We start from the raw sequence: 22,383 nt of genomic DNA on the forward strand, positions 1-22,383 counted from the left end.
CGCGTGCGATTGGGGGCCCCGTGCCGAACGTTCCGCGGTTCACCCTGACCTGCGGTCGGGAAAGCGGGCCGAGGGCCCGTGCGGGGATCGTGTCCGGCTATGTCTTCCGGATCATCCGTGAGCAGCTGGGGCTCACTCAGGAGGCCCTGGCCGAGCAGTTCCGGGTGTCGGCCGACACCGTCTCCGGGTGGGAGTCGGGGCGGCGGGCGCTGACCGCCGTACCCGTCGGGCAGTTGTTCGTGTACAGCCACCGGCTGATGCGGCTGGGCACCGTCCCCGCGCTGCTGCTGGCCCTGGAGCGCGCCATGGAGGCGGATGTCCTGCTCGCCGGCGCGCTGGACGGCGGTTCCTGGTACGAGGCCAGTCCGCTGGGCGCGTGCGTCATGCGGCGGGATCTGGTCGAGGTGCTCGCCTGGCCCCTCAACGGGGTCGCTCCGACGTATCTGAGCGCGCTGCCCGAGCCGCCGCGCCCCCGGCGGGGGCCGGTGCCCCGCGGGCCCGAGCTGGCGGCCGCGGACCGTCGCCGCTTCTTCTCGGAGATGCGGCGCACGGCCGAGCGGGCCCGTGGGGCGGAGAGCTTTCTGCTGCGGCGTCAGGCCCTGTATCTGGCCGGCTACGACGACCGGGCCGACACCCCGGGCTGGCTGGCCCGCCAGCAGCGCACCGTACGGCCCGACGACTGGCTGTCGGGCTGGCTCAACTCCCGTTCGGTGGCGGCTGTCGCCGCCCGGCAGGGTGACCGGGACCGGATGCGCCACTTCATCGACAGCGCCCTCGTCGACGACGACGCGGGCGAGGCCGCCAATCTGAACTACTGGGCGTACTGGATCGGCGAGGAACCGCACATCCATCTGTCGGACGACTTCATCGCCGCCCGCACCCCGGGCCGCTGGCCGGGCGACAAGCTGATGCATCACCTCGTACGGGGGCTGACGCCGCGTCACGGGTTCTTCGACCTCAATGTCCACACCCTGTGGGCGCTGCTGGCCACCCGGCCGAATCTGCTGCGGCCCGGGGGCCAGGCCGGGAGCGCGCTGAGCGCATGTCTGCCGGCGCTGCTCGACGACCGGGAACTGTCGGCGCGGGCACGGAGGGAACTGCAGGGCATCCGGTACGCCATCCGGCTCGCCGAGGCGTAATCAGGCATCGGCGGATGCCTCCCACGCCGGGCCATTCGTGGAGAGCGGAGTAAGGAGGGGCGTCGCGCCATGCGCGAACAACGTTCCCCGGAACTCGCCGTGCGCGGTGCGGGGGGTCGGCGCGACGCGCACGGACTCGCCCGCTGGTTCGTCTCGGCCGCCGTGACCGACGACGATACGGACCGGACGCGCGCCGCGATCGACGAGGTCTTCGTCCTCCTCCGCTGAGACCGGCAGGGACCTGGCACGCCCGGGTGTGATCCAGGCGACAGCCCGTGCGGAAAAGATCCGGGTCCCAGAGGCTGCGGATGGGGCGAGATCGACGCACTCTTGGGCCTATGAGTGATGCACCGATCGTCGTCCACCGGGCGTCAGGGACAGGCGGGCGGCGGGTCACGGTCCGTGGGCGGATCATGGGGCTCGCCCACTCCGACGACCATCTGATCGAATTCCTGCGGCTGGCGGGGCTGCCGGACGCCTGGGAACTGCTGGACGACCCGACTTGGGTGGAGTGGCAGGGCGGCCCCGCGCACGAGTACAGCGTGGTGTGAGCCGGCGTGGTGAGGTGCGTACGTGGGCCCGCCCCGCCCCGCCCCGCTCCGTAAGCCCCGTCAGTCCCGCCCCGCCCCGTCAGCCCTGTTGGTCCGCCCGTTCCCGCTGCTCCGCCGCGATCGCGGCGAGCTGCGTCAGGTTGTCGATCCGCCAGTCCGCCGCCTCGATCACCTCCGGGTCGTCCGCCCACAGATAGCCCCACGGCCCGCGCCGCAGATGGGCGGCGCGCAGCCCCGCCTCCCGGGCCGGGAACAGGTCGTACGCGGGGTGGTCGCCCACGTACACCGTCCTGTCGGGCGCCGCCCCGGACGCCTCGATGACACGCGCGAAGAACTCCGGCGACGGCTTCTCGACCCCCCACTCGCCCGAGGTGGCGATGAGATCGACGGGCAGATCGAGGCCGCGCAGCAGCTCCCCGGTCCTGACGGTCTGGTTGCCCGCGAGGACGACGCGGATGCCCAGGGCCCGGAGGCTCGCCAGGGCGGGCCGTACATCGGGATAGAGATCGGACTCGTCGAGATGGTCGCCGCGGCCGGCGGCCTCCCTGGCGCGGTACGCCTCGCCGACGTCCATGCCGGGCTTGATGAGGCGGAGGGCGTCGGCGTTGTCCCGGTTCTGGACGGTGGCGGCGCCGACGAGCGCGGAGATGGTGTGCCGGGGAATGCCCAGCCAGTCGGCCCAGGACGCCCAGTAGCGGTCGTCGCGGACGAGGGTCTCGCCGACGTCGAACACGATGGTTTCAATCACCGGTGTAAGCGTAGGGGGACACGCTCTGCCGATTGTCAGTGGCTGGCCGTAGCCTTGCTCCTATGTTCGCTTCCTCGTCCACTTCTTCGCCCGCCTCCGGTGACGGCGACTCGTTACGCGCTGTCAGGTCCGCCGCTGTCGTCAACGCGGAGATCCGTGCCCTGTGGGCGCGCGCCGGTGGCGCGCTGCCGCCCGCCGAGCAGGAGCGCTACCAGCGGCTTCTGGTGGAGTGGGCCGCCGCGGTCCACGCGGATGTCGTCGAGGCCGCCTAGGCCGTCCGTGCGCGGAGTGGTGATGATCTTGCTCCGGATGGCGTAGAGTTGCATTCAACGGCGCGGGGTGGAGCAGCTCGGTAGCTCGCTGGGCTCATAACCCAGAGGTCGCAGGTTCAAATCCTGTCCCCGCTACTGGAAGAAAACGAAGGCCCGGATTCCTGGTGAATCCGGGCCTTCGTCGTGTCCGCCGACCCCTGGCCCGGTGAGGGCTTGACCTTTACGTAACGTCAAGTTCTACCGTGAAAGCCATGGAGTGGTCGATCCAGGAAATCGCGAAGAAAGCGGGCACGACGAGCCGCACGCTCAGGCACTACGGCGAGCTGGGGCTGCTTGAGCCCAGCCGTACCGGCAGCAACGGCTATCGCTACTACGGGCAGGACGCCCTGGTCCGGCTCCAGCGGATTCTGCTGCTGCGGGAGCTGGGGCTCGGGCTGCCGGCGATCGCGCGGGTCCTCGACGGCCAGCAGGACACGGCCGCCGCCCTGCGCGGCCATCTGAAGCTGCTGGAGCAGGAGCGCGAGCGCATCGGGCGGCTGATCGTCTCGGTGCGGACCACTCTCCATAAGACGGCGAAGGGAGAGGAACTCATGGCCGAGGACGTACTCGACGGCTTCGATCACACGCGGTACGAGGAAGAGGTGACCCAGCGGTGGGGCCGGGACGCCTACGAGAAGGGCGACCGCTGGTGGCGGTCGCTCAGCGAGGAGGAGCGGCGGGGCTTCAAGGACCAGCACGAGGGCATCGCCCGGGACTGGGGGAGCGTGGCCGCGGCCGGGCTCGCCGCCGACAGCGACGAGGCGCAGGCCGTCGCCCGGCGTCACTGCGACTGGCTGTCCGTCACGGTCGAGCCCACCAGGTCGTATGTCATCGGCGTGACGGCGATGTATGTCGATGACGCGCGCTTCGCCGCGACCTATGACCAGTACGGTGAAGGTACGGCTGCGCTCGTGCGGGATGCCATGAAGGTGTACGCCGAGCGCCACCTGACCGACTGACCGGGTCCGTCGGCCCCCCCGGCTCCCCGGAGCTCCGGCCGGCGGGTCCCCTCGCTGTAGCCCACTCGGCCGTCGGCGAGTCGCCGCCCGGGAGGGCAGCGGCCAGCCTGGTGGAGCGCGGCACCGTCCGCAGCAGTCGGCGGACCGGGCAGGAGACCACTGGTGTGGAAACTGAGGAAGCTCGGAAAGGGCATCGGCGGCAGGGGCCGGCGGGCGACTGAGGACGCCGGTCTCTGGCCCGATGGCGGAACGGGGTTCTGGGCGGTCGGCGACAACGTCGGCGGCGGCGGCCGGTACCCCGGCGGACGTGGCCGTACCGGCCGCAGACTGGTGCGGGTGCTGCCCGTGCTGGTGATCATCGCCGGGGTGGTCTTCGACGTCCTGACCCCGACGCGCATCACCGCGTCCCCGCTCTTCGCCGCCGCTCCGCTGGTCGCCGCTCCGTTCTATCCGATGCTCGGCACGCTCACGATCGCCATCGCCTCGCTGACCGCCGAGGTGGGGCTGCATATCAGCACGGGCACGCAGTTCCAGGTGGAGTCGATCAGTGAGGTGCTGACGGTGGTGGTCGTCTCGCTGCTCGCGCTGTACATCAACGGCGTCGTACGGCGCAGCGGTGAGCGGCTGGCCTCCGCCCGCATCATCGCCGAGACCGCCCAGCGCGCGGTGCTGCCCAGACCCGCCGAGCGGATCGGCGGGCTGCGGATCGCCGCGCGGTACGAGGCGGCACAGGAGGGCGCGTTCATCGGCGGGGACCTCTTCGCCGTACAGGACACGCCGTACGGGGTGCGGCTGGTGGTCGGGGACGTGCGGGGGAAGGGTCTTGACGCGGTCGAAGCGGTGGCGGTGGTCATCGGCTCCTTCCGGGAGGCCGCCGAGCAGGAGAGTTCGCTGGAGGGGGTCGCGCAGCGGCTGGAGCGCGCGCTCAGACGCGAGGGGACGCGGCGGGACGGGCTCGATGTCTTCGAGGGGTTCACCACGGCAGTGCTCGCGGAGATCCCGCACGACGACGGTGTGGTGCGGCTGGTCAACCGGGGCCATCCCGAGCCGCTGCTGATGTGCGGCGACGGCGAGGTGCGGATGCTCGTCCCGAGCGATCCCGCGCTGCCGCTCGGGATGAGCGAACTGGGCGCGTGGCCGGACCGCGCGGAGCAGGCTCTGTATCCGGACGGCGCGACGCTGCTCTTCTACACGGACGGGCTCACCGAGGCACGTGATGCCCACGGGGTCTTCTACGTCCCGCGCGAGCGGCTCAACGGACGGGTCTTCCAGGGGCCCGACGAGATGCTCCAGGCGCTCATCGACGACGTGCGGCGGCATACGGGCGGCGGGAGCCAGGACGACATGGCGCTGCTGGCGGTCAGCCGGCCCCTGGAAGGCGAGCCGGAGCGGCGCAGGACCATGCCCGTCGTGCCGTGAGCCGGCCGTCATGACCATGGCCGTCTCACCGTGGCCGTCGTCACCTGAATCGCCCGGCGCGGAGCCCTCGCCACTGTATGTAATCGAGAGGTATCCCTCCGCATAACATTTGACACACCGTCAGAAAGGCGAGCTGTCCTGACGGGCCCTCAACTCGCCCGATTGTGTTCCCTTGCGTCCCGGTACGTCCGATGCGAAGTCGTTAACGATCATCCGGAACAGCTTGGAATAAGGCCCGGGTCTCTATTAACGTTCGATAACGCAGCGCGGTCGTCCCAGCCGTCGTAAGAGATGGCACCGTGCGCACGCGCCGAATCCCGCGAGGGAACCGGGGAACCACCAATTGGGGTGAATCGGGTGTCTTTTGCTGCCCTGTGCGGCAGGAGCGCCCGTAGGAGACCTTCCTGCTCCGAACCCGTCAGCTAACCCGGTAGGCGAGAAGGAAGGAAAGGAGCACGCCTCAGTGGCGTCCAACAAGCCTGCCCCCGAAGCCCTCTTCGAAACGCGCTCCCACGGCGACGAGCCGGACAGGGTATGGGGGGAATGGAATCCCACCGAGGAGTCCATACGGCCCGTACGCGGCCGGCACCGCGTCGCCAAGCAGCGCGGACTGGCCCGTAGCTCCACTGTCCTCGGCGTCGGCGTCATCGCCGCCGTCGGCGCGGGCGGCATCGCCACCGCGCAGGACAAGCCCGCGGTCTCCATATCCCTGCCCGACGCGATCACGGACAATCTCCCGGACGCCAAGTCGCTGCCGGGAATGGGCTCCCTCGCCTCGGACGACAGCGAGCCCGAAACGCTCGCCGCCCCGCTCACCACCGCCGGGCTCACGGCCGCCGACGCCGAACAGGGCGCCACCGACGCGGGAGAGGCGCTGCGCGCCCGTATCCTCCAGCAGGCCGAGGCGCAGCAGACCGGGGCCGACGCGGCGCAGAAGGCCGCTGCGGAGTCGGCGGCGGCCGAGAAGGCCGCGGCCGAGGCCAAGAAGCAGCAGACCGACGCCGAGAAGAAGATCGAAGAGGCGAAGAAGAAGGCCGAGGCGGAGGCCAAGGCCAAGGCGGAGAAGGAGCGGCTGGCCAAGCTCGCCGCCAGCTACGCGATCCCCACCTCCTCGTACACGATCACCTCGACCTTCGGTCAGTCCGGCTCGCTGTGGTCCTCCGGTTACCACACCGGCCTGGACTTCGCCGCGCCGACGGGCACCCCGCTCAAGGCCGTGCACAGCGGCACGGTCAAGTCGGCCGGCTGGTCGGGCTCGTACGGATACCGCACGGTCCTGGAGCTCGATGACGGCACGGAGATCTGGTACGCCCACCAGTCCTCGATCACCGTGAGCGCCGGGCAGAAGGTGACCACCGGCGAGGTCATCGGCCGGGTCGGCGCGACCGGCAATGTGACCGGCGCCCATCTGCACCTCGAAGTCCACACGGCGGGCGGCACGGGCGTCGACCCGATGAGCTGGCTGCGCGGCAAGGGCCTCACCCCGTAGACCTTCGCCCGTAGACCCTCGCCCGTGGACCTTCCCCGCGGGTATCCCCCGTATGGCCCACAAAAGGGCGCGGAGCCGGAATAGGGCGTCCCCTCTCCGGGGTTGCAGCCGCCTATGACCGCTCTGCGCCCATTGGGCTCTTCCGTCCTGAATGTCTTCCCGCTCGCCCTCGGCGGCAATGTCTTCGGCTGGACCGCCGACGAGACGGCCTCCTTCGCCGTCCTCGACGCGTACGCCGCCGCGGGCGGGAACTTCATCGACACCGCCGACTTGTACTCCGCGTGGGTGCCGGGCCACCAGGGCGGTGAATCCGAGACCGTCATCGGCAACTGGCTCGCCTCGCGCGGCAATCGCTCCGACGTGCTGGTCGCGACCAAGGTCGGCGGGCACCCGCGGTACAAGGGGCTCCGGGCGGCCACCATCAAGGCCGGTGCCGAGGAGTCGCTGCGCCGGCTCCGTACGGACCACATCGACCTCTACTACACGCACTTCGACGACCCCGAGGTCCCGGTCGAGGAGATCATCACCGCCCTCGACCAGCTGGTGAAGGCGGGCAAGGTCCGCGCGATCGGCGCCTCCAACATCAGCGCGGAGCGGCTGGCCGCCTCGCTCGCCTTCTCGGAGCGCGAGGGGCTGGCCCGCTACGCGGCGCTCCAGCCGCACTACAACCTGGTCTCCCGGGACACCTACGAGGGCGAGCTCCAGGACACCGTGGCCGCCCATGGGCTCTCGGCCGTGCCGTACTTCGCGCTCGCCTCGGGCTTCCTGACCGGCAAGTACCGTCCCGGCACCACGGTCGACAGCGCGCGGGCCGGCCGCGCGGCCACGTATCTGGAGTCCGAGCGGGGCGTCAAGGTGCTGACCGCGCTGGACCGGATCGCCGGGGCGCGGGGCGCCGCGATCGCGTCCGTCGCGCTGGCCTGGCTGGCGGCGCAGCCGACCGTCGTCGCGCCGCTGGCGTCCGCGCGGACGGTCGAGCAGCTGCCCGCGCTGCTGGCGGGCGCCGAGCTGAAGCTGTCGGCGGAGGAGCTGGCGGAGCTCACGACGGCGTCCGCCTGAGGCCCTCGTCGCACAGGTTTGTCATTGGCGGTACGGGTTGTAGCCGTCGTAGTCGATATACGGCGGCGGCACCCGCACCCGGCCCGTGGCCCGCGCCGCATAGGTCAGCGCGGGCCCGGCTATCTCCCGGCGCTGCCACAGATGGTGCAGCAGCTCCTGCTCGCGCTCGATGAAGTCCGGGGCCACCGCGCCGCGGTGGGCCCGGTGGCGCAGAAACGCCAGGGACGTGGCGAACGCCTCGTACTCCCCGACCGATCTGGCCGCCTGCGGGCCGTACGTACGGCCCGCGAAGTTACGCGCCATCGTGCGCGCCCGCATGGAGGAGAGCGCGAGGGGCGCGGCCGGGGTCAGCCAGCCGGCGGCGGCGTACGCGGGGAGCTCGGACCCGACCGTACGCAGCTCGCGCTGACGGCTCCAGATCACCAGCCAGGTCAGCAGGGCGAAGAGCGGAACCATGAACACCCCGTACACCACATAGAAGCCGTACGGGCCGAAGAGCGCCCCCGATCCGTTCCACAGCGCGTGCAGGCCCATCGCCAGGGCCAGACCGAGCAGGGGCAGGACGAAGCGGCGGATCCTCTGCCGGCGGGCCGCCATCGCCGCCAGTCCGAAGCCGATGCCGGTGAGCACGGTGAAGAGCGGATGGGCGAACGGCGACATGACGACCCGTACGAAGAAGGTCGCGGCCGTGACGGAGGCCAGGCCGGAGTTGCCCAGATGCTGGTCCTCGCCGAAGGCGCTGCCGAGATAGAGGATGTTCTCGGTGAAGGCGAAGCCGGTGGCGGTGAACCCCGCGATCACGACGCCGTCGACGAGTCCGGTGAAGGCCCTTCTGCGGAACAGGAAGATCAGCAGGATCGCCGCGGCCTTGGCGCTCTCCTCCACGACGGGGGCTATCACCGTGGCACCGAGGGATTCCGCGCCCGCCGGGTCGGCGGTGGCGGTGGCTATCCATTCGGTCGCGAACGAGTTCGCGATGATCGCGACGAGGGCGGCGGCGAAGGCGCCCCACGCCAGGGCGAAGAGCAGATTCCGCCAGGGGCCCGGCTCCACCCGGTCCAGCCAGCGGAAGGCCGTGATGAGCAGCGGTACGGGCAGGACGGCCAGCCCGAGGCCCACCAGGAAGCCCTGCGTGCCGGTCTGGTCCCGGACGAGGGCGAGGATCACCAGCGCGCAGAGGGCGAGCACCGTGATCACGGCCGCCACCCGCACCGCACGGCGGCGCCAGAAAGCGCGGCGCGGCCGGTAGCGCCTGCGGGCGGGCTCCGGCACGGCGGCCCACAGCTCACCGAGCTGCTGCTGATGCTCGTAGACGGGGATCGCCGGACGCGGAGCGAGTGGCTGCGGGGACGGTTCTGACACCCGACGACCCTAACGAGGGGCACTGACACCTGGCGATGGTGCCGGGCCACTACCTCGGGTTACGCGGGCCGGGTCGGGCCCGGTTGGGTCGGGTTACGCGGGTCCGGTGACGGAAGGGTCTTCCGCCACGTCGCCTTCAGCTGCCCGGAGCTGGAACTCCTGCACCCGGCGGAACAGCAGGTCGCGCACGACATGCCCCTTGTCGAGCCCCTGGCCCTCGAACCGGGTCAGCGGACGGAAGGCCGGCCGTGGCGCGTAACCGCCCTCCCGCTGGGTGTTCTCGAAGCCCGGGTGCGCGGTCAGCTCCGCGAGCATCTGCTCGGCGTACGGCTCCCAGTCGGTCGCGCAGTGCAGTACGGCCCCCGGCTTCAGCCGGCCCGCGGCCAGCGTGAGGAACTCCGGCTGGATCAGCCGCCGCTTGTGATGCCGCTTCTTGGGCCAGGGGTCGGGGAAGTAGATCCGCAGCCCGGCGAGGGACTCGGCCGGCAGCATCTCCCTGAGCAGGATGATCGCGTCGCCGTTGGCCACCCGGATATTGGTCAGACCGTGCTCCTCCGCGAGCCGGAGCAGATTTCCCTGGCCGGGGGTGTGCACATCGACGGCGAGGATGCCGGTGCCCGGGTCGTCGGCGGCCATGCGCGCCGTGGCCTCGCCCATCCCGAAACCGATCTCTAGGACGACCGGCAGCCCGCCGAACATCGCGTCCGGATCGAGAATCCGCTGCCCGTCGATGTCCGTGCCCCAGTCGGCCCACATCCGCCGCAGCGCCTCGGCCTGGCCGGTGGTGACCCGGCTCCGGCGTGGCTGGAAGCTGCGGATGCGCCGCTCGAAGTGGGACCCGGCGGGGTCGGCCGCGGGGCCCGTGCCCTCGGGAAACATCCGGCTCATGGTGCGGTTCTCGGCCATCTCGTTCGTCTCGCTCACAGTGCCTCCGATTCTACGGAGGCCCGAGTCCTTCTACGGAGGCCCGAGTCCTGCTATGGAGCTCCGGGGCTCCTGGCTCCGGGGCTCAGTCCTCCGCCAGCACCGCCAGCGCCCGCCGCGCGACCTCCCGGCCGATGGGCAGCGAGGCGGTCGCCGCCGGGGACGGGGCGTTCAGGACATGCACCGTGCGCGGAGTCTCCTGGATCAGGAAGTCGTCCGCGAGCGTGCCGTCCCGCAGCACCGCCTGGGCCCGGACCCCGGCCGCCGCCGGGCGCAGGTCCGCGTCCGTGACCGCCGGGAGCAGCCGCCGTACGGCCGTCGCGAAGGCGCGCTTCGAGAGCGAACGGTGCAGCTCACCGGCGCCGTACCGCCAGTGCTTGCGGGCCGTGCGCCATGAGCCCGGCCAGCTGAGGGTGGACGCCAGCTCGGCGGGGCGTACGTCCGACCAGGTGTAGCCCTCGCGGGCCAGCGCCAGGACCGCGTTCGGCCCGACGTGGACCCCGCCGTCGATGGAGCGGGTCAGATGCACGCCCAGGAACGGGAAGGCCGGGTCGGGCACCGGATAGACCAGCCCCCGTACGAGATCCGGCCTGGCCAGCTCGTAGTACTCGCCCCGGAACGGCACGATCCGCATCCCCGGGTCGTCGCCCGCCAGCCGCGCCACCTGGTCGCACTGGAGCCCCGCGCAGTTCACCAGCGCCCGCGCCCTGACCACCGCGCCGGTGGCCGTACGGACCGCGACGCCCCAGGGGCGCCGGTCGACGGCCGTGACCTCGGATCCGTACCGTACGGACGCGCCCGCCGCCTCCGCCGACTCGGCGAGCTGCTCGGCGACCGCCACGAAGTCGCACACCCCGGTCGTGCCGACCTGGATCGCCGCGAGGCCGCGCACCTGGGGCTCGTACTCCGTGATCTGCGCCGGGCCCAGCTCGCGCACCGGAATGCCGTTCTCCCTGCCGCGCTGGACCAGGGCGTGCAGCCGGGGCAGCTCGTCGCGCCGCGTCGCGACGATCAGCTTGCCCGTGACCTCGTGCGCGATGCCGTACTCCGCGCAGAACTTGACCATCTCGGCGGAGCCGCGCACCGCGTACCGCGCCTTGAGCGAGCCGGGGCGGTAGTAGACGCCGCTGTGGATCACCCCGCTGTTGTGGCCCGTCTGGTGGCGGGCGGGGCCCGGCTCCTTCTCCAGCACCACGACCCTGGTGCCCGGAGCGGCGCGCGTGATCGCGTACGCCGTCGAGAGACCGACGATCCCGCCGCCGATCACCAGCACCTCGCAGTCGAATCCCACGCGTCCGCGTCCGCTCATGCGCGCCACCTCCCACCCCGATAGTGCACTGGCCCGCCGGAGACGCGCTTAAACCACCGCGCTCGAACCGTTGACCGGTGGACATGTGTGCCATGCCTCACGGACAGGTTCCGGCCGGGTGCCAGGAGGCCCGGGTGCCAGGAGGCCGTGGTCCTCGGCCCCGAGGTGTCACCGGGATCAGGCGGGCGCCACCAGCAGGGGCCGCGCGCGCTCCCGCAGCTCCGCCACCCGCGGCTCGTCCCCGTACGGCTCCAGGCGGTGCAGCAGATCCCGTACGTACTCCGTCGTACGCGCCGAGGAGATCCGGCCCGCCACCTCCACTGCGCGGGTGCCCGCCGCGCAGGCCGCGTCCAGATTGCCCGACTCCAGCTCCGCGACGGCGCTCACCACCAGGCGCAGTCCGTGCGAGCGTACGAACTCCTCCGTCGGCCGGGACAGCGCCTGCTCCGTGAACTGCCGTACCTGGCGCGGTGCCTTCAGATCGCGGTAGCACTCGGCGGCGTCGGCCGCGAACCGGTCGTACGAGTAGAAACCCAGCCATGACGGATCGGCGTCGCCGTCCCGGGAGCGCTCCAGCCAGCCCTCGGCCGCCTTCAGCGCGGCCCCGGCCGCGACCGCGTCGCCCGCCTTCGCGTGCGCGCGCGCCTCCACCAGCCGGAAGAAGCTCATCGTGCGGGCGGTGGCGAGACCGCGATTGCGCTCCAGCGCAGCCTGGGCGAGATCCACACCCTCGTCCGCGAAGCCGCGATAGGTCGCCTGGAGCGACATGGAGGCCAGCACATAACCGCCGAGCGGTACGTCGGCGGCGGCGCGGGCCAGCCGCAGCGCCTGGATGTAGTAGCGCTGCGCGGCCTCCTGCTGGCCGGTGTCGAAGGCCATCCAGCCGGCCAGCCTGGTCAGTTCGGCGGTGGCGCCGAAGAGCCCCCGGCCCACCTCGTCGCTGTACGCGCCGAGCAGCAGCGGCGCCGCGTCGACCCGCAGACACTCGGGCACCATCGAGGAACGCCAGTCCCCGCCCCCGTATTTGGAGTCCCAGCGCCGGGCGTCCGAGGCCGCCTCCCGCAGCTTGGCCACATCGCTGTGGCCCACGCGCAGTGGCGTGACCTCGCCCGGTCCGGAGGCATCGACGGCCCCCCCGCTCCCGCCATGCGCTCCCTGCGCCGCCTCCGCGACCGCCGCGTCCCGCGCGACCGAGGAGTCGGCGGGTGTTATCAGCCACCGGGAAGCGGGTGTGGCGTAAGCGCTCACTGCGAAGGATCCGGCCAGCGACTGCCAGATGCCGCCGCTGCCCGCGCGGCGGCCCGCGAGGTCCAGCCGGTACAGCTCCGTCGCCGCGCGCACCGCCTCGCCCACATCGCGCGGGAAGGCGAGCCCGACCTCGGGGGCCGGATCCGCGTCCGCGAGACCGATCTCATGGAGTGGGACGGGACGTCCCAGCTTCGCTCCGATGGCGGCGGCGATGAGATGGGGCGCCGCACCCTGCGGAACCATCCCCTTCGACACCCATCGCGCCACGGAGGTCTTGTCGTAGCGGAGTGTCAGACCGCGTTGAGCCCCGAGGTCGTTGACCCGCCGGGCCAGGCCGGCGTTGCTGATTCCCGCGAGGGCGAGAACGGTTCCGAGCTTTTCGTTCGGCCCGCGTTGCTCCCTGGACATGCGTCACCCCTCGGCACACAGACGCCCGCCGCTTCGCGGCATAGGCGCGCGGCATTCGTAAACCCAGCGTAGTTCGCCACATCCCGACCGTTAAGGGGCGGAGTTCCGGATGGCGGGATTGTTGTCCGTGCGGTGATCGCGCCGCAGGTCCCCGAGCGGCACGCCGTGCTCCGGCTGTGTAGCGTGCGCCCGGCCGTGCGCTCTTGGCCCCGGTGGAGCGGGAGCGCTTCCATGAGACCTGCGTGGGTCGGCCCACTGCGTACTGGAACCAGTGGGCTGGGGGATCCCGCCGCCCCAATCCCCGCGGGCGGTGGATCAGTCCGGGAGGCGGGACACGCCTCCCGGACTGAACGTATACCGGTGCTGAACTGACGTGCCGGGTCCGGAGATTGGCTGAATGCTGTCTGTCCGCGGAAGGCCACATCTCCGCCAAATGGCCAATGCCAGGGGCGCATTCGCATTCCCACCCGCGCTTCCGTAGGCCCTCCTGTGCGCTGTTGTCATGGCAGCATGTTCCCGAACGGCTTCAGCTCAAGCGTTTCCAGCTTGGTCTGGACTTGTCCACAGGCTGTGGAGGCGGCGATGCGCTGGTTGGTGGGATGGAGCAGTATCGCCGCGCGCTTCGGTACGGCAGGGGCCGTCGGTCCGGTCGGTGACGGCTCCGAGAGCGGCAGCGTGCATCCCGTCGGCTCCCAGCTCCTGTGGGGCGACCCGGATCCGCTGTGGGCGGTGGGCGACTGGCGTCCTGACGAGGTCAGGGTCGTCACCGTCGATCCCTTCACCCGGCTCGCCGTGCTCGGCTGCTGCGGGGCCACCGACGAGGAGCTGCGGGTCGGGCTGTTCGCCGCGCGCGGCGGCGCCCTGCGCCATCTCACCGCCTGGCCGGGCAGTTACACGGCCGTCGCCCAGATCGGCCGCCGCATCACCATCGCCGGCGATCTGGCCGGGGCGCGGCCCGTCTTCTACACGCCATGGGCGAACGGCACGGCGTACGCCACCGCCGCCCTGCCCCTCGCCGATCTCATCGAGGCGCAGCTCGACATCGGACATCTGGCCGCGCTCCTCGCCTGCCCCGAGACCCCGGAGGCGCTGCGCGACACCACCCCGTACGACGGCGTCAAACGCATCCCGCCGGGGCACGCGCTCGTCCTGCGCGAGGGCTCGCGCGAGATCACCGGATACGAGCCGGTCGCCTCCCTCGCCGTCGCCGGGCCCCAGCGCGACCCGGACCGCGCCGTCGAGGGCGTACGGGACGCGCTCATCGAAGCCGTACGCGCCAGGCTGCTGGCGCCGCGCCACGCGCCCGAGACCCTGCCGCCCGACCCGGGACCGGTCCCCGGCATGGGGCCGGCCGACCGGCGCGCCGCCCGGGGCGGGCCCGTCCCCGGCATCGGCGCCGATCTCTCCGGCGGCAGCGCCTCCGGCACCCTCGCGCTGCTCGCCGCCGGGCTGCCCGGGGCGCCGGGCACGATCCTGGGGCACGGCACCGGCGCGGGGGAGCGGCTGCTCGCCGTCACCTTCAACGATCTGTCCACCGGCGGGCGCGACGAAGCCGAACTGGAACGGGCCCGCGCCATCGCCGCCAACCCCCGGCTGCACCACGTCGTCGTCGCGGCCGGTGAAGAGGCCCTGCCGTACGCCGAGTTGGAGGGCCCGCTCACCGACGAACCGGGGCCGTCCCTCGTCACCGCCGAGCGGCACCGCCGCAGACTCGCTGCGGGCAGCGCCGACCACTTCACCGGTGCCGGCGCCCGCGAAGTGCTCGACGCGCATCCGGCGCGCCTGGCCGATCTGCTGCTTGACCGGCGCAGACGCCATCTCCTGCACCCGGTCAGCGCGCTCGCCAAGGCCGAAGGCCCGTCGCCCGCCTCGCTGTTCGTCCCGCTGACCGTGTACCGCGCGGCCCGCCGGCTGGCGCGTACGCCGTACCGCACCGGTCTCGAAGAGGCCGCCGCCCGGCTCCCCCAGGCCAACAGGGGGGTGCTGACCGCCGCCGCGATCAGCCCGCTGGGGGCGTCGCTGGCCGCTCTCACCTGGTCCCGTCCTGGGCCCGCCGCGCGCTGGCTGACGGGGGAGGCGCTCGCCGAAGTATCGGTTCGCCTGATGTCGGCGTCGACCCGGCCCGCCTCCGTACAGCGCCCCGGCGAGGCCCGCGCCCGCGCCGCGCTCGCCCGCCACGCCGCCGACCACCGTGTCTTCGAGCAGGCCGCGGAGATCCGCAGCCAGCGGCTGCACGCCCCGTTCCTCGACAACCAGGTGGTACGGGCCTGCCGCGAGCTGCCCGAGGCGCTGCGGGTGCAGCCGGGCGCCCGCGCGGATGTGCTCCGTACGGTCCTCGCCGGGGCCGGTATCCATGACCTCCCGCCGGGCTGGGGCGCCACGTCCCGGGACGGCACCGCCGCCACGACACGCGTGGGGCTGCGCGCGGCCGTCGGCGAGCTGATCGACCTCTTCGACGCACCGCTGCTCGCCGACGCGGGTCTGGTGGAGGCCCGGGTCGTACGCAAGGCGCTGCGCGCGGCGGCCGAGGGCGAGCCGGTGCCCCTGGACGGGATCGCGGACCTGGTCTCCACGGAGCTGTGGCTGCGGCGGCTGCTGTCGCGGCGCGGCACCTGCTGGACGGGGACGGCGGCGCCGCGCCAGCGCGCGGTGGCGGGCGGCGTGATCCCGCGGCCGACGCTGCACCAGTAGAGCGGGTCGGCCGGGCCGTCAGCGCGGAGGGCGGCGCACGGGGGAAACCCGACAGCCGTTGTCAGACCCTCCGGTCACAATGGGCCGCGTGCGGTATCTCATCCTTGGCGTCACCGAGGTGCGTGACGGACACGGCGGGAGCCTGCCGCTGGGCGGACCCCGGCTGCGGGCGCTCCTCGCCGCGCTCGCGCTGCGCCCCGGCCGGCCCGTCGCCGTCGGTGAGCTGGTGGACGAGGTGTGGGGCGGCGAGCCGCCGCAGGACGCGCCCGCCGCGCTCCAGGCGCTCGTCGGGCGGCTCCGGCGCGTCCTTGGTAAGGAGGCGATCGATTCGGCCCCCGGCGGCTACCGGCTCGCGGCCGTACCGCACGACATCGATCTGTATGTCTTCGAGCGGCTCACGCGCGAGGGGGCGGACCAGCTCGACGCGGGCGATCCGCACGGCGCCGCCCGTACTCTGCGCGCGGCGCTCGCGCTCTGGCGTGGGGCGGCGCTCGCCGATCTGCCCGACCGGGACCGCGGCGTACGGCCCGAGGCCCAGCGGCTGGCCGCCCTCCAGCAGCGCATAGAGGCCGATCTGCGCCGGGGCGCCACGGCCACGCTCGTACCGGAGCTGCGGGAACTGGCCGCGGACCACCCGTACGACGAGCCCTTCAGGGCGCAGCTCATCCGGGCCCTGTGGGCCGAAGGCCGGCAGGCCGACGCGCTCGCGGCGTACGAGGACACGCGCCGCGTCCTCGCCGACGGGCTCGGCGCCGACCCCGGTCCCGAACTGACCTCGCTGCAGAGACAGTTGCTGGCCGCCACCGGAGCGGCGGCCAGGGGTACCGCTCCCCGGACGACGGACGGCACCGCCCACGGTGCGGTCGCTGATGTCGCTGCCGGAGCGCCTGCCGGGGACAGCCATGAGCCGCACGGCAATCTGCGCCCCCGCCTGACCTCCTTCGTCGGCCGCGAGAGCGAACTCCACGCCATCCGCGCCGATCTGCGCCGCTCCCGTCTCGTCACGCTCACCGGCCCCGGCGGCTCCGGCAAGACCCGGCTCGCCGAGGAGTCCGCGCCCCGGAACGCCTGGCTCGTCGAGCTGGCCCCGCTGGACCATCCCTCCGCCGTCCCCGGCGCCGTACTGAGCGCGCTCGGGCTGCGCGAGACCCAGCTCGCCGCCCGCGACGGCCGTCCCGCCAAGAACGATCCAACGGCGCGGCTTGTCGAACATCTGGCCCGCAGCGGCACGCTCCTCGTCCTCGACAACTGCGAGCATGTGATCGGGGGCGCCGCCGCCCTGGCAGAGAGCCTGCTCACGCACTGCCCCGGCCTCCGTATCCTCGCCACCAGTCGTGAGCCGTTGGGGGTGCCGGGGGAGTCGGTGCGGCCGGTGGAGCCGTTGCCGCCGGATCCGGCGCATCAGCTGTTCGCGGAGCGTGCGCGGGCGGTGCGGCCGGGGTTCGACGCCGCGGGGGATCCGGAGGCGGTGGCGGAGATCTGCCGTCGGCTGGATGGTCTGCCGCTGGCGATCGAGCTGGCGGCGGCGCGGTTGCGGATGCTGACGCCGCGTCAGATCGCGGATCGTCTCGATGACCGTTTCCGGCTGCTGACCAGCGGGAGCCGGACGGTCCTGCCGCGCCAGCAGACGCTGCGCGCCGTCGTCGACTGGTCCTGGGACCTGCTGGACGAGCGGGAGCGTACGGTCCTGCGCGAGGTGTCCGTCTTCGCGGGCGGCTGGGATCTGACGGCGGCCGAGGGCGTGTGCGGCGGCGCGTCGGGCGACCTCTCGGGCGGCGCGCCCCAAGGCTCCTCCGGCGCGGCGGGCGCCCCCTCGCGCGGCGCGCCGGGCGGTGCGTCCCACGGCTCTTCCGGCCGCGCGTCCCCCGGCACCCCCGGCCGCGCGTCCCCCGGCACCCCCGGCACCCCCGCAGCGTTCCATGTCCCCGATCTGCTGGGCGCGCTGGTCGACAAGTCGCTCGTCGTCGCCACCCCGGTCCCCGGCCCCGGCGGCGCGATGCGCTACCGCCTCCTGGAGACCATCCACGAGTACGCCGCGGAGCGCGCCGCCGAGACGCCGGCCGTACGGTCCGCCGCCGAGCGCGCGCACACCGCGTACTTCACCGCTCTCGCCGAGGAGGCCGAGCCCCGGCTGCGCTCCCGGGAGCAACTCCCCTGGATCCGCCGCCTGGAGATCGACCTCGACAACATCCGCGCCGCCCTCCACCGCAGCGTCCTGGCGTGCGACGAGGAGACGACGCTACGGCTGGTCTTCGCCACGGGCTGGTTCTGGTGGCTGCGCAACCACCGCCCCGAGGGCCTGGCCTGGGTGGAGTGCGCGCTCGGCCTCGGTGACGAACCGGCCGGCACCGACGACCCCCGGTACTGGCCCAGGATGCAGCTCCAGGTGCTGCGGGTCTTTCTCGCCGGTGAGAGCGGCCAGGCCGACAAGCTCCGCGCCGACCCGCACTTCCAGGAACTCGTCCTGCGGATCCGCGAGGTCTTCGGCAGACCGGGTCCGCAGTCCGCCCGCTTCCCGGGGCTGCTCTGGGTACTGGTCGTCTACGCGAGCGACGAGAAGCTGGACATCCGCGCCATGATGGACGCGTCCATCGCCAACTGCCGTGCGTACGGCGGCGATTGGGAGACCGGCGTGATGCTGATGGGCCGTACGCACATGATCGTCGACATGCCCGGCGGAATGGACGGCGTCGACGAGGACCTGGCCGAGCTGCGCGAGCTGAGCCGCCGTGTCGGTGACCGCTGGATGCGCGCGCAGGTGGCGAGCGCCGTCGGTGAGGCGGGCATGGTGCGCGGGCGGTACGAGGAGGCGCGGTGCGCGTACGAGGAAGCGCTGCGGTTCGCCCGTGAGGTGGGGGCGCACGCCGAGGCGCCTTTCCTGCTCGCGCGCCTGGCCGAGCTGTCGTATCGCGCCGGTGACACGGACGCCGCGGAGAGGCGGCTCGACCGCGCCGACGAGGAGGCCGAGCGCTACCAGGTCCAGGACGCCCGCGCGTTCGTCCACGTCATGCGGGCGGTCTTCGCCCTGGACCGGGGCGAGACCTCCCGCGCCCGACTGCTGCTGGACGAGGCGAGGTGCGACAGCGAGCACGGCACACCGCCTCCGCACTTCGCCGCCGTGATCAACGCGCTGGACGCGCGGATCGCCGCGTACGAGACGAAGGGACCGGTGGCCGCGGCCCGTTCGCTGGCGGCCGTGCTGCGTACGGCGCGGAAGAGCCGGCTGACGGACCCCATCGTCGCCCAGCTCGCCGAGATGGCCGCCCCGGTGGTGCTGCTCGCCGGTGACCCGCGCCGCGCCGTCAGGATCCTGGCCGCCGCCGGGACGTGGCGGGTGGGCTGCCCGCGCTCCGTACCGGAGTGGACGGAGGCCCGGCGGATCGAGACGCTCGCCCGCGCGGAGCTGGGCTCGCGGGGGTACGAGGCGGAGTACGAGAACGGGCGCGCCCTCACCCCCGACCAGGTCGCCGACCTGCTGGAGCTGCCGGACCCGGCGCCCGTCAGCGGCAGCTGATCCGGGACCGCGCCCAGTCGGCGAGCGCCACCACGTCGAACGGCGTATGCGGCTCGACCACCAGCCGGATGGTCTTGCGTCCGGAGATCTCCACATCCACGGGTACGGCCGCGTCGCCGCCGTTCAGCACGGGCGAGCGCCAGAGCCGCGTCCCGTCGCCGTACAGCGAGAAGCGCACGGAACCCAGCCCCATCGTGAGATCGTCCACGCCGACCAGAGCCTCGTAGCGCGAACAGCTCCGGTTGAGATCGATGGTGACCGACGAGGCGGAGTGCGTGGTCACGCCGTGGCCGTAGCGGGTGCCGCCGATCGACACGCTCGACCGCTGCCAGAGCCAGCCGCTCGCGCCGAGCCGTACTTCCGGCTTGGAGCCGTCGCCGAAGGCGCCGTACGCCAGCTGGTTCACCTGGAAGACGGCCGGGGCCGGCGGCGGCTTCGGGCTGGGGGGCGGCTTCGGCGCGGGAGGGGGCGGCGGCGTGGGCCTCGGCTTGGCCGGGGGCTTCGGGGCGGGGGTCCGCGACGGAGTGGGCTTGGGCGAGGGGGCGGGCTTCTCGGCGGGTTTCTCGGCGGGCGTGGCGGTGGGCTTGGGTGTGGGCGCGGGTGTGGGCGGGGGCGGCTTGGGCGCGGCCGGTTCCGGCGGCTCGGGCGACGGGGCCGGCTTCTGCGGTACGAGAGGCTGCGCGACCGGCGGCTTGGCCTTCGGCGGCTGTCCGGGCCCGGAGTTGTTCACCAGCGCGAAGACGAGACCGGCCGCCGCGGCGACGGCCACGAGCCCGCCGATGCCGGCCTTCACCGGGGCGCCGAGCCCCTCGGACGCGGCGGCCCCACCGGCGGCTCCGCCCGCCGCCCCGCCGGACGCTCCGGCGGCGCCACCCGAGGCACCGGTCGCCGCGGCGGCGGCACCGGCCCCCGCAGCTCCCACGGCCCCGCCCGCCACGATCCCGGCCGCCTTCAGCGAGTAGCCGGCGGCGAACCAGCCGATCACCGCGATGGGCAGCATCCCTGGGATCTCGGCGTTGAACTGCGCCAGTTCGCCCGCCGCGAGACGGCACTTGACGCACTCGTCCAGATGCTTGCGCAGCCCGCGCTCGGCACGCATCCGCAGCCCGCCGCGCGCATACGCCCCGAGCCGGTCCGCGTACCGGGAGCAGTCGCCCGCCGAGGTGAGCGCGGAGTTCACATGGGCTTGCAGATACGCCTGCTTGAGGCCCTCGCGGGCCCGGCTGGCCAGCACCGCCGTGGCATTGGCGGTCAGCCCGAAGAGCGGCGCGACCTCGCTCGGCGACTCCTCCTCCACCGTGGTGTGCCAGAGCACGGCCTGCCAGCGCTCGGGCAGGCTGCGGAACGCCTGCATGGCCATGGACTGCTCGGCCTCGCGCATCGCCAGGACGTCCGCGCCCAGATCGAGGGTGTCCGCGTCCGAGACCTCGGAGGCGCGCGCGGCCTGCGCCGCGAACACCGCGAAGTCCTCGACCAGTTGCTCCCGTTTCGCGGACTTCGTCCAGGACGCGGCCACGCGCCGTACGGTCGTCATCAGATAGGCGCGCACCGCCTGCTCGGGCCCGGCTCCGCCCCGTACCGCCTGCAACGTACGGACGAACACCTCGGCCGTCAGGTCTTCCGCGGTGTGCGTGTCGCGGCAGCAGGTACGGGCGTAACGGCGCACCGGTTCCGAGTGCCTGCGGAACAGTTCCTCGTACGCGTGGTCGTCGCCGTCCCGCATCCGCTGGATCAGATCGGCGTCCGACAGGGGCCGCCCGGCCGCAGGCAGTTCGAGCGTCGGCTGATCCGCCACCGGTTCCGAAGGCTCCTCCACGGAAGAGCCGCTGCTCCGCTCACGCTGCGGCGGCACACTGGACTCCGCCTCCACAGGTCCGGGTCCGCCGGAACCACCAGCACCGCCCGTACCGCCCGAAGTCCCAAGCCCCGAAGTCCCAAGCCCCGGAGCCCCTTTGGGCCCGCCCTGGCTCGGCACCTGCCGTACGGACGCCCCTTCGGGGTCCGTACCGTCCTCGGTACTGCCCTCGGTGCCGCCGCCGGTGCCGCCGCCTCTTAGCGGCTCGTCCCGTCCGTCACTCCTCATCGCGGAAGCCCCCGTACGCACCCCTCTGACCCGAACACCGGGCCAGCGTGCCACAGTGCGCCGCGCCGCCTGGGACTTCGTGCCCGCCAACCACTCATCCGGGGTGGTTTCCCGGACGATCGCTTTAATCTTCACCCTTTCGGGGAAAGATCAACGGCCTTTATCGGTAGGTCAGTTCGATGCGGAAGGCCGCGAGGGCCCGAACGGACCCTCGCGACCGTACGTACGGGCCCCGCCTCACACAGGCCGGGACCGCAGCCCCTCCAGCAGGATGTCCAGCAGCCGTGCCGAGGCCGCCGCCTGATGCGCGGCGTCCGGCAGCGCGGGCGCGGGCGTGGCTATCACCAGCAGCACATCGGCCACGGTCACATCGCCCCGCAGCTCACCCGCCGCCCGCGCCCGCTCCACCAGCTGCCCGACGACCTCCAGCAGTTCGACGGCGCCCGGGTCGTCCAGCTCCTCCGCCGACAGCCGCTGTCCGACCACCCGCAGCTCGGGCCGGCCGGCCTGCCGCTGCTGCGGCACCCGCGCCTCGTCCTGCGCGCCGCGCCCCACCACCTCGTCCTCGGCGTCCGCGCCCACGCGCAGCACCTGCGGAGGCAGCAGCCGCCCCGCGCCCGACGCCACCGAGGTGCGCAGGAAGCGGGAGAGAGCCGACCATGGCTCGTCCTCCTGCCCCAGCGCCGTACGCGCCTGGTCCGTCAGCCGGGACGTCTCCTCCTCGGCTATCCGCCTGACCAGTACGTCCTTGCTCGGGAAGCGCCGGTAGACCGTACCGACGCCGACCCTGGCCCGGCGCGCCACGTCCTCCATCGGCGCTCCGTACCCCAGCTCGCCGAACACCTCGCGAGCCGCACGCAGTACATGCTCCAGATTGCGCTGCGCGTCCACGCGGAGCGGCGCCGAGCGGCCCGCTGAGCCCGCCGCACCTACCGCGCCCGCCGTACCTGCCGCGCCTGCCGTACCTGCCGCGCCTGCCGTACCCACTGCACTTGCCGTGCCTACCGCGCCCGCCGTATCCGCCGTGCCCGTTCTCATGCCGTCTTCCGAAACGACGGCAGCCTGCCGATGCGAATCCTGAATGTGCATAGCGTTCCCCCGGTAATGATGTCTCCCCCCGGAGACTCCCCGCTCTGACAGCCGAGGTCGCGGTCCAGTCACGAGCCGGA

At 72.8% G+C, this 22,383-nt stretch carries 17 protein-coding genes, 1 tRNA gene and 1 riboswitch; of the genes, 11 read left to right on the forward strand and 7 right to left on the reverse strand.

Annotation, left to right across the window (positions count from 1 at the left end; translation table 11 throughout):
- Positions 1-89 precede the first annotated feature (89 nt).
- The 3 genes from IF11_RS0104340 (at position 90) to IF11_RS0104350 (ending at position 1,690) form a co-directional block, all read left to right on the forward strand.
- Complete coding sequence (locus tag IF11_RS0104340) at positions 90-1,139, forward strand: helix-turn-helix domain-containing protein (RefSeq protein ID WP_106979103.1); 1,050 nt, start codon at positions 90-92, stop codon at positions 1,137-1,139.
- A gap of 69 nt (positions 1,140-1,208) precedes the next feature.
- Positions 1,209-1,367, forward strand: a complete 159-nt coding sequence (locus IF11_RS40710; RefSeq protein WP_157848406.1) for a hypothetical protein — start codon at positions 1,209-1,211, stop codon at positions 1,365-1,367.
- Positions 1,368-1,477: 110 nt separating this feature from the next.
- Positions 1,478-1,690 carry a hypothetical protein gene (locus IF11_RS0104350; RefSeq protein ID WP_030350051.1) on the forward strand — a complete coding sequence of 71 codons (213 nt, stop codon included), beginning with the start codon at positions 1,478-1,480 and terminating at the stop codon, positions 1,688-1,690.
- 79 nt (positions 1,691-1,769) lie between these two features.
- On the opposite strand, the gene IF11_RS0104355 is transcribed toward IF11_RS0104350, so the two are convergent.
- A complete protein-coding gene (locus tag IF11_RS0104355) occupies positions 1,770-2,435 on the reverse strand; it encodes an HAD family hydrolase (protein ID WP_051745498.1) in 666 nt (221 codons plus the stop codon).
- Between the two features lie 65 nt (positions 2,436-2,500).
- On the opposite strand from IF11_RS0104355, the gene IF11_RS37670 reads away from it, so the two are divergent.
- The 6 genes from IF11_RS37670 to IF11_RS0104385 all read left to right on the forward strand — a co-directional run bounded on the left by IF11_RS37670 (position 2,501) and on the right by IF11_RS0104385 (position 7,675).
- The gene (locus tag IF11_RS37670) at positions 2,501-2,710 is read left to right on the forward strand and encodes a hypothetical protein (protein WP_030350053.1); all 210 of its coding nucleotides are present in this window, start codon (positions 2,501-2,503) and stop codon (positions 2,708-2,710) included.
- A gap of 61 nt (positions 2,711-2,771) precedes the next feature.
- Positions 2,772-2,845 (forward strand) — tRNA-Met (locus IF11_RS0104365).
- A 116-nt stretch (positions 2,846-2,961) separates the two neighbouring features.
- Positions 2,962-3,708, forward strand: coding sequence for a MerR family transcriptional regulator (locus tag IF11_RS0104370; protein WP_030350054.1), 747 nt, complete (start codon positions 2,962-2,964; stop codon positions 3,706-3,708).
- Between the two features lie 162 nt (positions 3,709-3,870).
- Positions 3,871-5,127 (forward strand): PP2C family protein-serine/threonine phosphatase, encoded by a 1,257-nt coding sequence (locus IF11_RS0104375; RefSeq protein WP_420894569.1) that lies wholly within the window; start codon positions 3,871-3,873, stop codon positions 5,125-5,127.
- Positions 5,128-5,425: 298 nt separating this feature from the next.
- Positions 5,426-5,579: riboswitch (cyclic di-AMP (ydaO/yuaA leader) on the forward strand.
- An 11-nt stretch (positions 5,580-5,590) separates the two neighbouring features.
- Positions 5,591-6,616 (forward strand): M23 family metallopeptidase, encoded by a 1,026-nt coding sequence (locus IF11_RS0104380; protein WP_030350056.1) that lies wholly within the window; start codon positions 5,591-5,593, stop codon positions 6,614-6,616.
- A gap of 114 nt (positions 6,617-6,730) precedes the next feature.
- Entirely contained in the window at positions 6,731-7,675 is a 945-nt protein-coding gene (locus IF11_RS0104385) for an aldo/keto reductase (protein ID WP_030350057.1), read from the forward strand.
- A gap of 21 nt (positions 7,676-7,696) precedes the next feature.
- Here IF11_RS0104385 and IF11_RS0104390 read toward each other — a convergent pair whose 3' ends face one another.
- The 4 genes from IF11_RS0104390 to IF11_RS0104405 all read right to left on the reverse strand — a co-directional run bounded on the left by IF11_RS0104390 (position 7,697) and on the right by IF11_RS0104405 (position 12,926).
- Complete coding sequence (locus tag IF11_RS0104390; protein WP_030350058.1) at positions 7,697-9,037, reverse strand: PrsW family intramembrane metalloprotease; 1,341 nt, start codon at positions 9,035-9,037, stop codon at positions 7,697-7,699.
- A gap of 93 nt (positions 9,038-9,130) precedes the next feature.
- On the reverse strand, positions 9,131-9,943 hold the full coding sequence (gene trmB, locus IF11_RS0104395; RefSeq protein ID WP_078490457.1) for a tRNA (guanosine(46)-N7)-methyltransferase TrmB: 813 nt from the start codon (positions 9,941-9,943) through the stop codon (positions 9,131-9,133).
- A gap of 103 nt (positions 9,944-10,046) precedes the next feature.
- Complete coding sequence (lhgO, locus tag IF11_RS0104400) at positions 10,047-11,270, reverse strand: L-2-hydroxyglutarate oxidase (protein WP_030350060.1); 1,224 nt, start codon at positions 11,268-11,270, stop codon at positions 10,047-10,049.
- 177 nt (positions 11,271-11,447) lie between these two features.
- Positions 11,448-12,926 (reverse strand): NsdA family TPR-like regulatory protein, encoded by a 1,479-nt coding sequence (locus tag IF11_RS0104405; protein ID WP_030350061.1) that lies wholly within the window; start codon positions 12,924-12,926, stop codon positions 11,448-11,450.
- A gap of 582 nt (positions 12,927-13,508) precedes the next feature.
- Here IF11_RS0104405 and IF11_RS0104410 point away from each other — a divergent pair.
- Positions 13,509-15,617 carry an asparagine synthase-related protein gene (locus IF11_RS0104410; protein WP_030350062.1) on the forward strand — a complete coding sequence of 703 codons (2,109 nt, stop codon included), beginning with the start codon at positions 13,509-13,511 and terminating at the stop codon, positions 15,615-15,617.
- A gap of 88 nt (positions 15,618-15,705) precedes the next feature.
- On the forward strand, positions 15,706-19,131 hold the full coding sequence (locus tag IF11_RS36355) for an AfsR/SARP family transcriptional regulator (protein WP_037727030.1): 3,426 nt from the start codon (positions 15,706-15,708) through the stop codon (positions 19,129-19,131).
- Here IF11_RS36355 and IF11_RS0104425 read toward each other — a convergent pair.
- On the reverse strand, positions 19,118-21,214 hold the full coding sequence (locus IF11_RS0104425; protein ID WP_078490443.1) for a sigma-70 family RNA polymerase sigma factor: 2,097 nt from the start codon (positions 21,212-21,214) through the stop codon (positions 19,118-19,120). The two genes, IF11_RS36355 and IF11_RS0104425, sit on opposite strands and share 14 nt — an antisense overlap.
- Positions 21,215-21,451: 237 nt before the next feature.
- A complete protein-coding gene (locus IF11_RS0104430; RefSeq protein WP_078490444.1) occupies positions 21,452-22,303 on the reverse strand; it encodes a TetR/AcrR family transcriptional regulator in 852 nt (283 codons plus the stop codon).
- Between the last annotated feature and the right edge of the window lie 80 nt (positions 22,304-22,383).

It is taken from the genome of Streptomyces scopuliridis RB72 (genome assembly GCF_000718095.1).
In the GTDB taxonomy this organism is placed as follows: Bacteria; Actinomycetota; Actinomycetes; order Streptomycetales; family Streptomycetaceae; genus Streptomyces; species Streptomyces scopuliridis.

Bases quoted from the DNA above. Each gene is read 5' to 3' on its own strand.
- IF11_RS0104385 (WP_030350057.1), top strand. From the start codon at position 6,731: ATGACCGCTCTGCGCCCATTGGGCTCTTCCGTCCTGAATGTCTTCCCG.
- trmB (WP_078490457.1), bottom strand. From the start codon at position 9,943: ATGGCCGAGAACCGCACCATGAGCCGGATGTTTCCCGAGGGCACGGGC.
- IF11_RS0104370 (WP_030350054.1), top strand. From the start codon at position 2,962: ATGGAGTGGTCGATCCAGGAAATCGCGAAGAAAGCGGGCACGACGAGC.
- IF11_RS37670 (WP_030350053.1), top strand. From the start codon at position 2,501: ATGTTCGCTTCCTCGTCCACTTCTTCGCCCGCCTCCGGTGACGGCGAC.
- IF11_RS40710 (WP_157848406.1), top strand. From the start codon at position 1,209: ATGCGCGAACAACGTTCCCCGGAACTCGCCGTGCGCGGTGCGGGGGGT.
- IF11_RS0104425 (WP_078490443.1), bottom strand. From the start codon at position 21,214: ATGAGGAGTGACGGACGGGACGAGCCGCTAAGAGGCGGCGGCACCGGC.
- IF11_RS0104430 (WP_078490444.1), bottom strand. From the start codon at position 22,303: ATGCACATTCAGGATTCGCATCGGCAGGCTGCCGTCGTTTCGGAAGAC.
- IF11_RS0104350 (WP_030350051.1), top strand. From the start codon at position 1,478: ATGAGTGATGCACCGATCGTCGTCCACCGGGCGTCAGGGACAGGCGGG.
- IF11_RS0104405 (WP_030350061.1), bottom strand. From the start codon at position 12,926: ATGTCCAGGGAGCAACGCGGGCCGAACGAAAAGCTCGGAACCGTTCTC.
- IF11_RS0104410 (WP_030350062.1), top strand. From the start codon at position 13,509: ATGCGCTGGTTGGTGGGATGGAGCAGTATCGCCGCGCGCTTCGGTACG.
- lhgO (WP_030350060.1), bottom strand. From the start codon at position 11,270: ATGAGCGGACGCGGACGCGTGGGATTCGACTGCGAGGTGCTGGTGATC.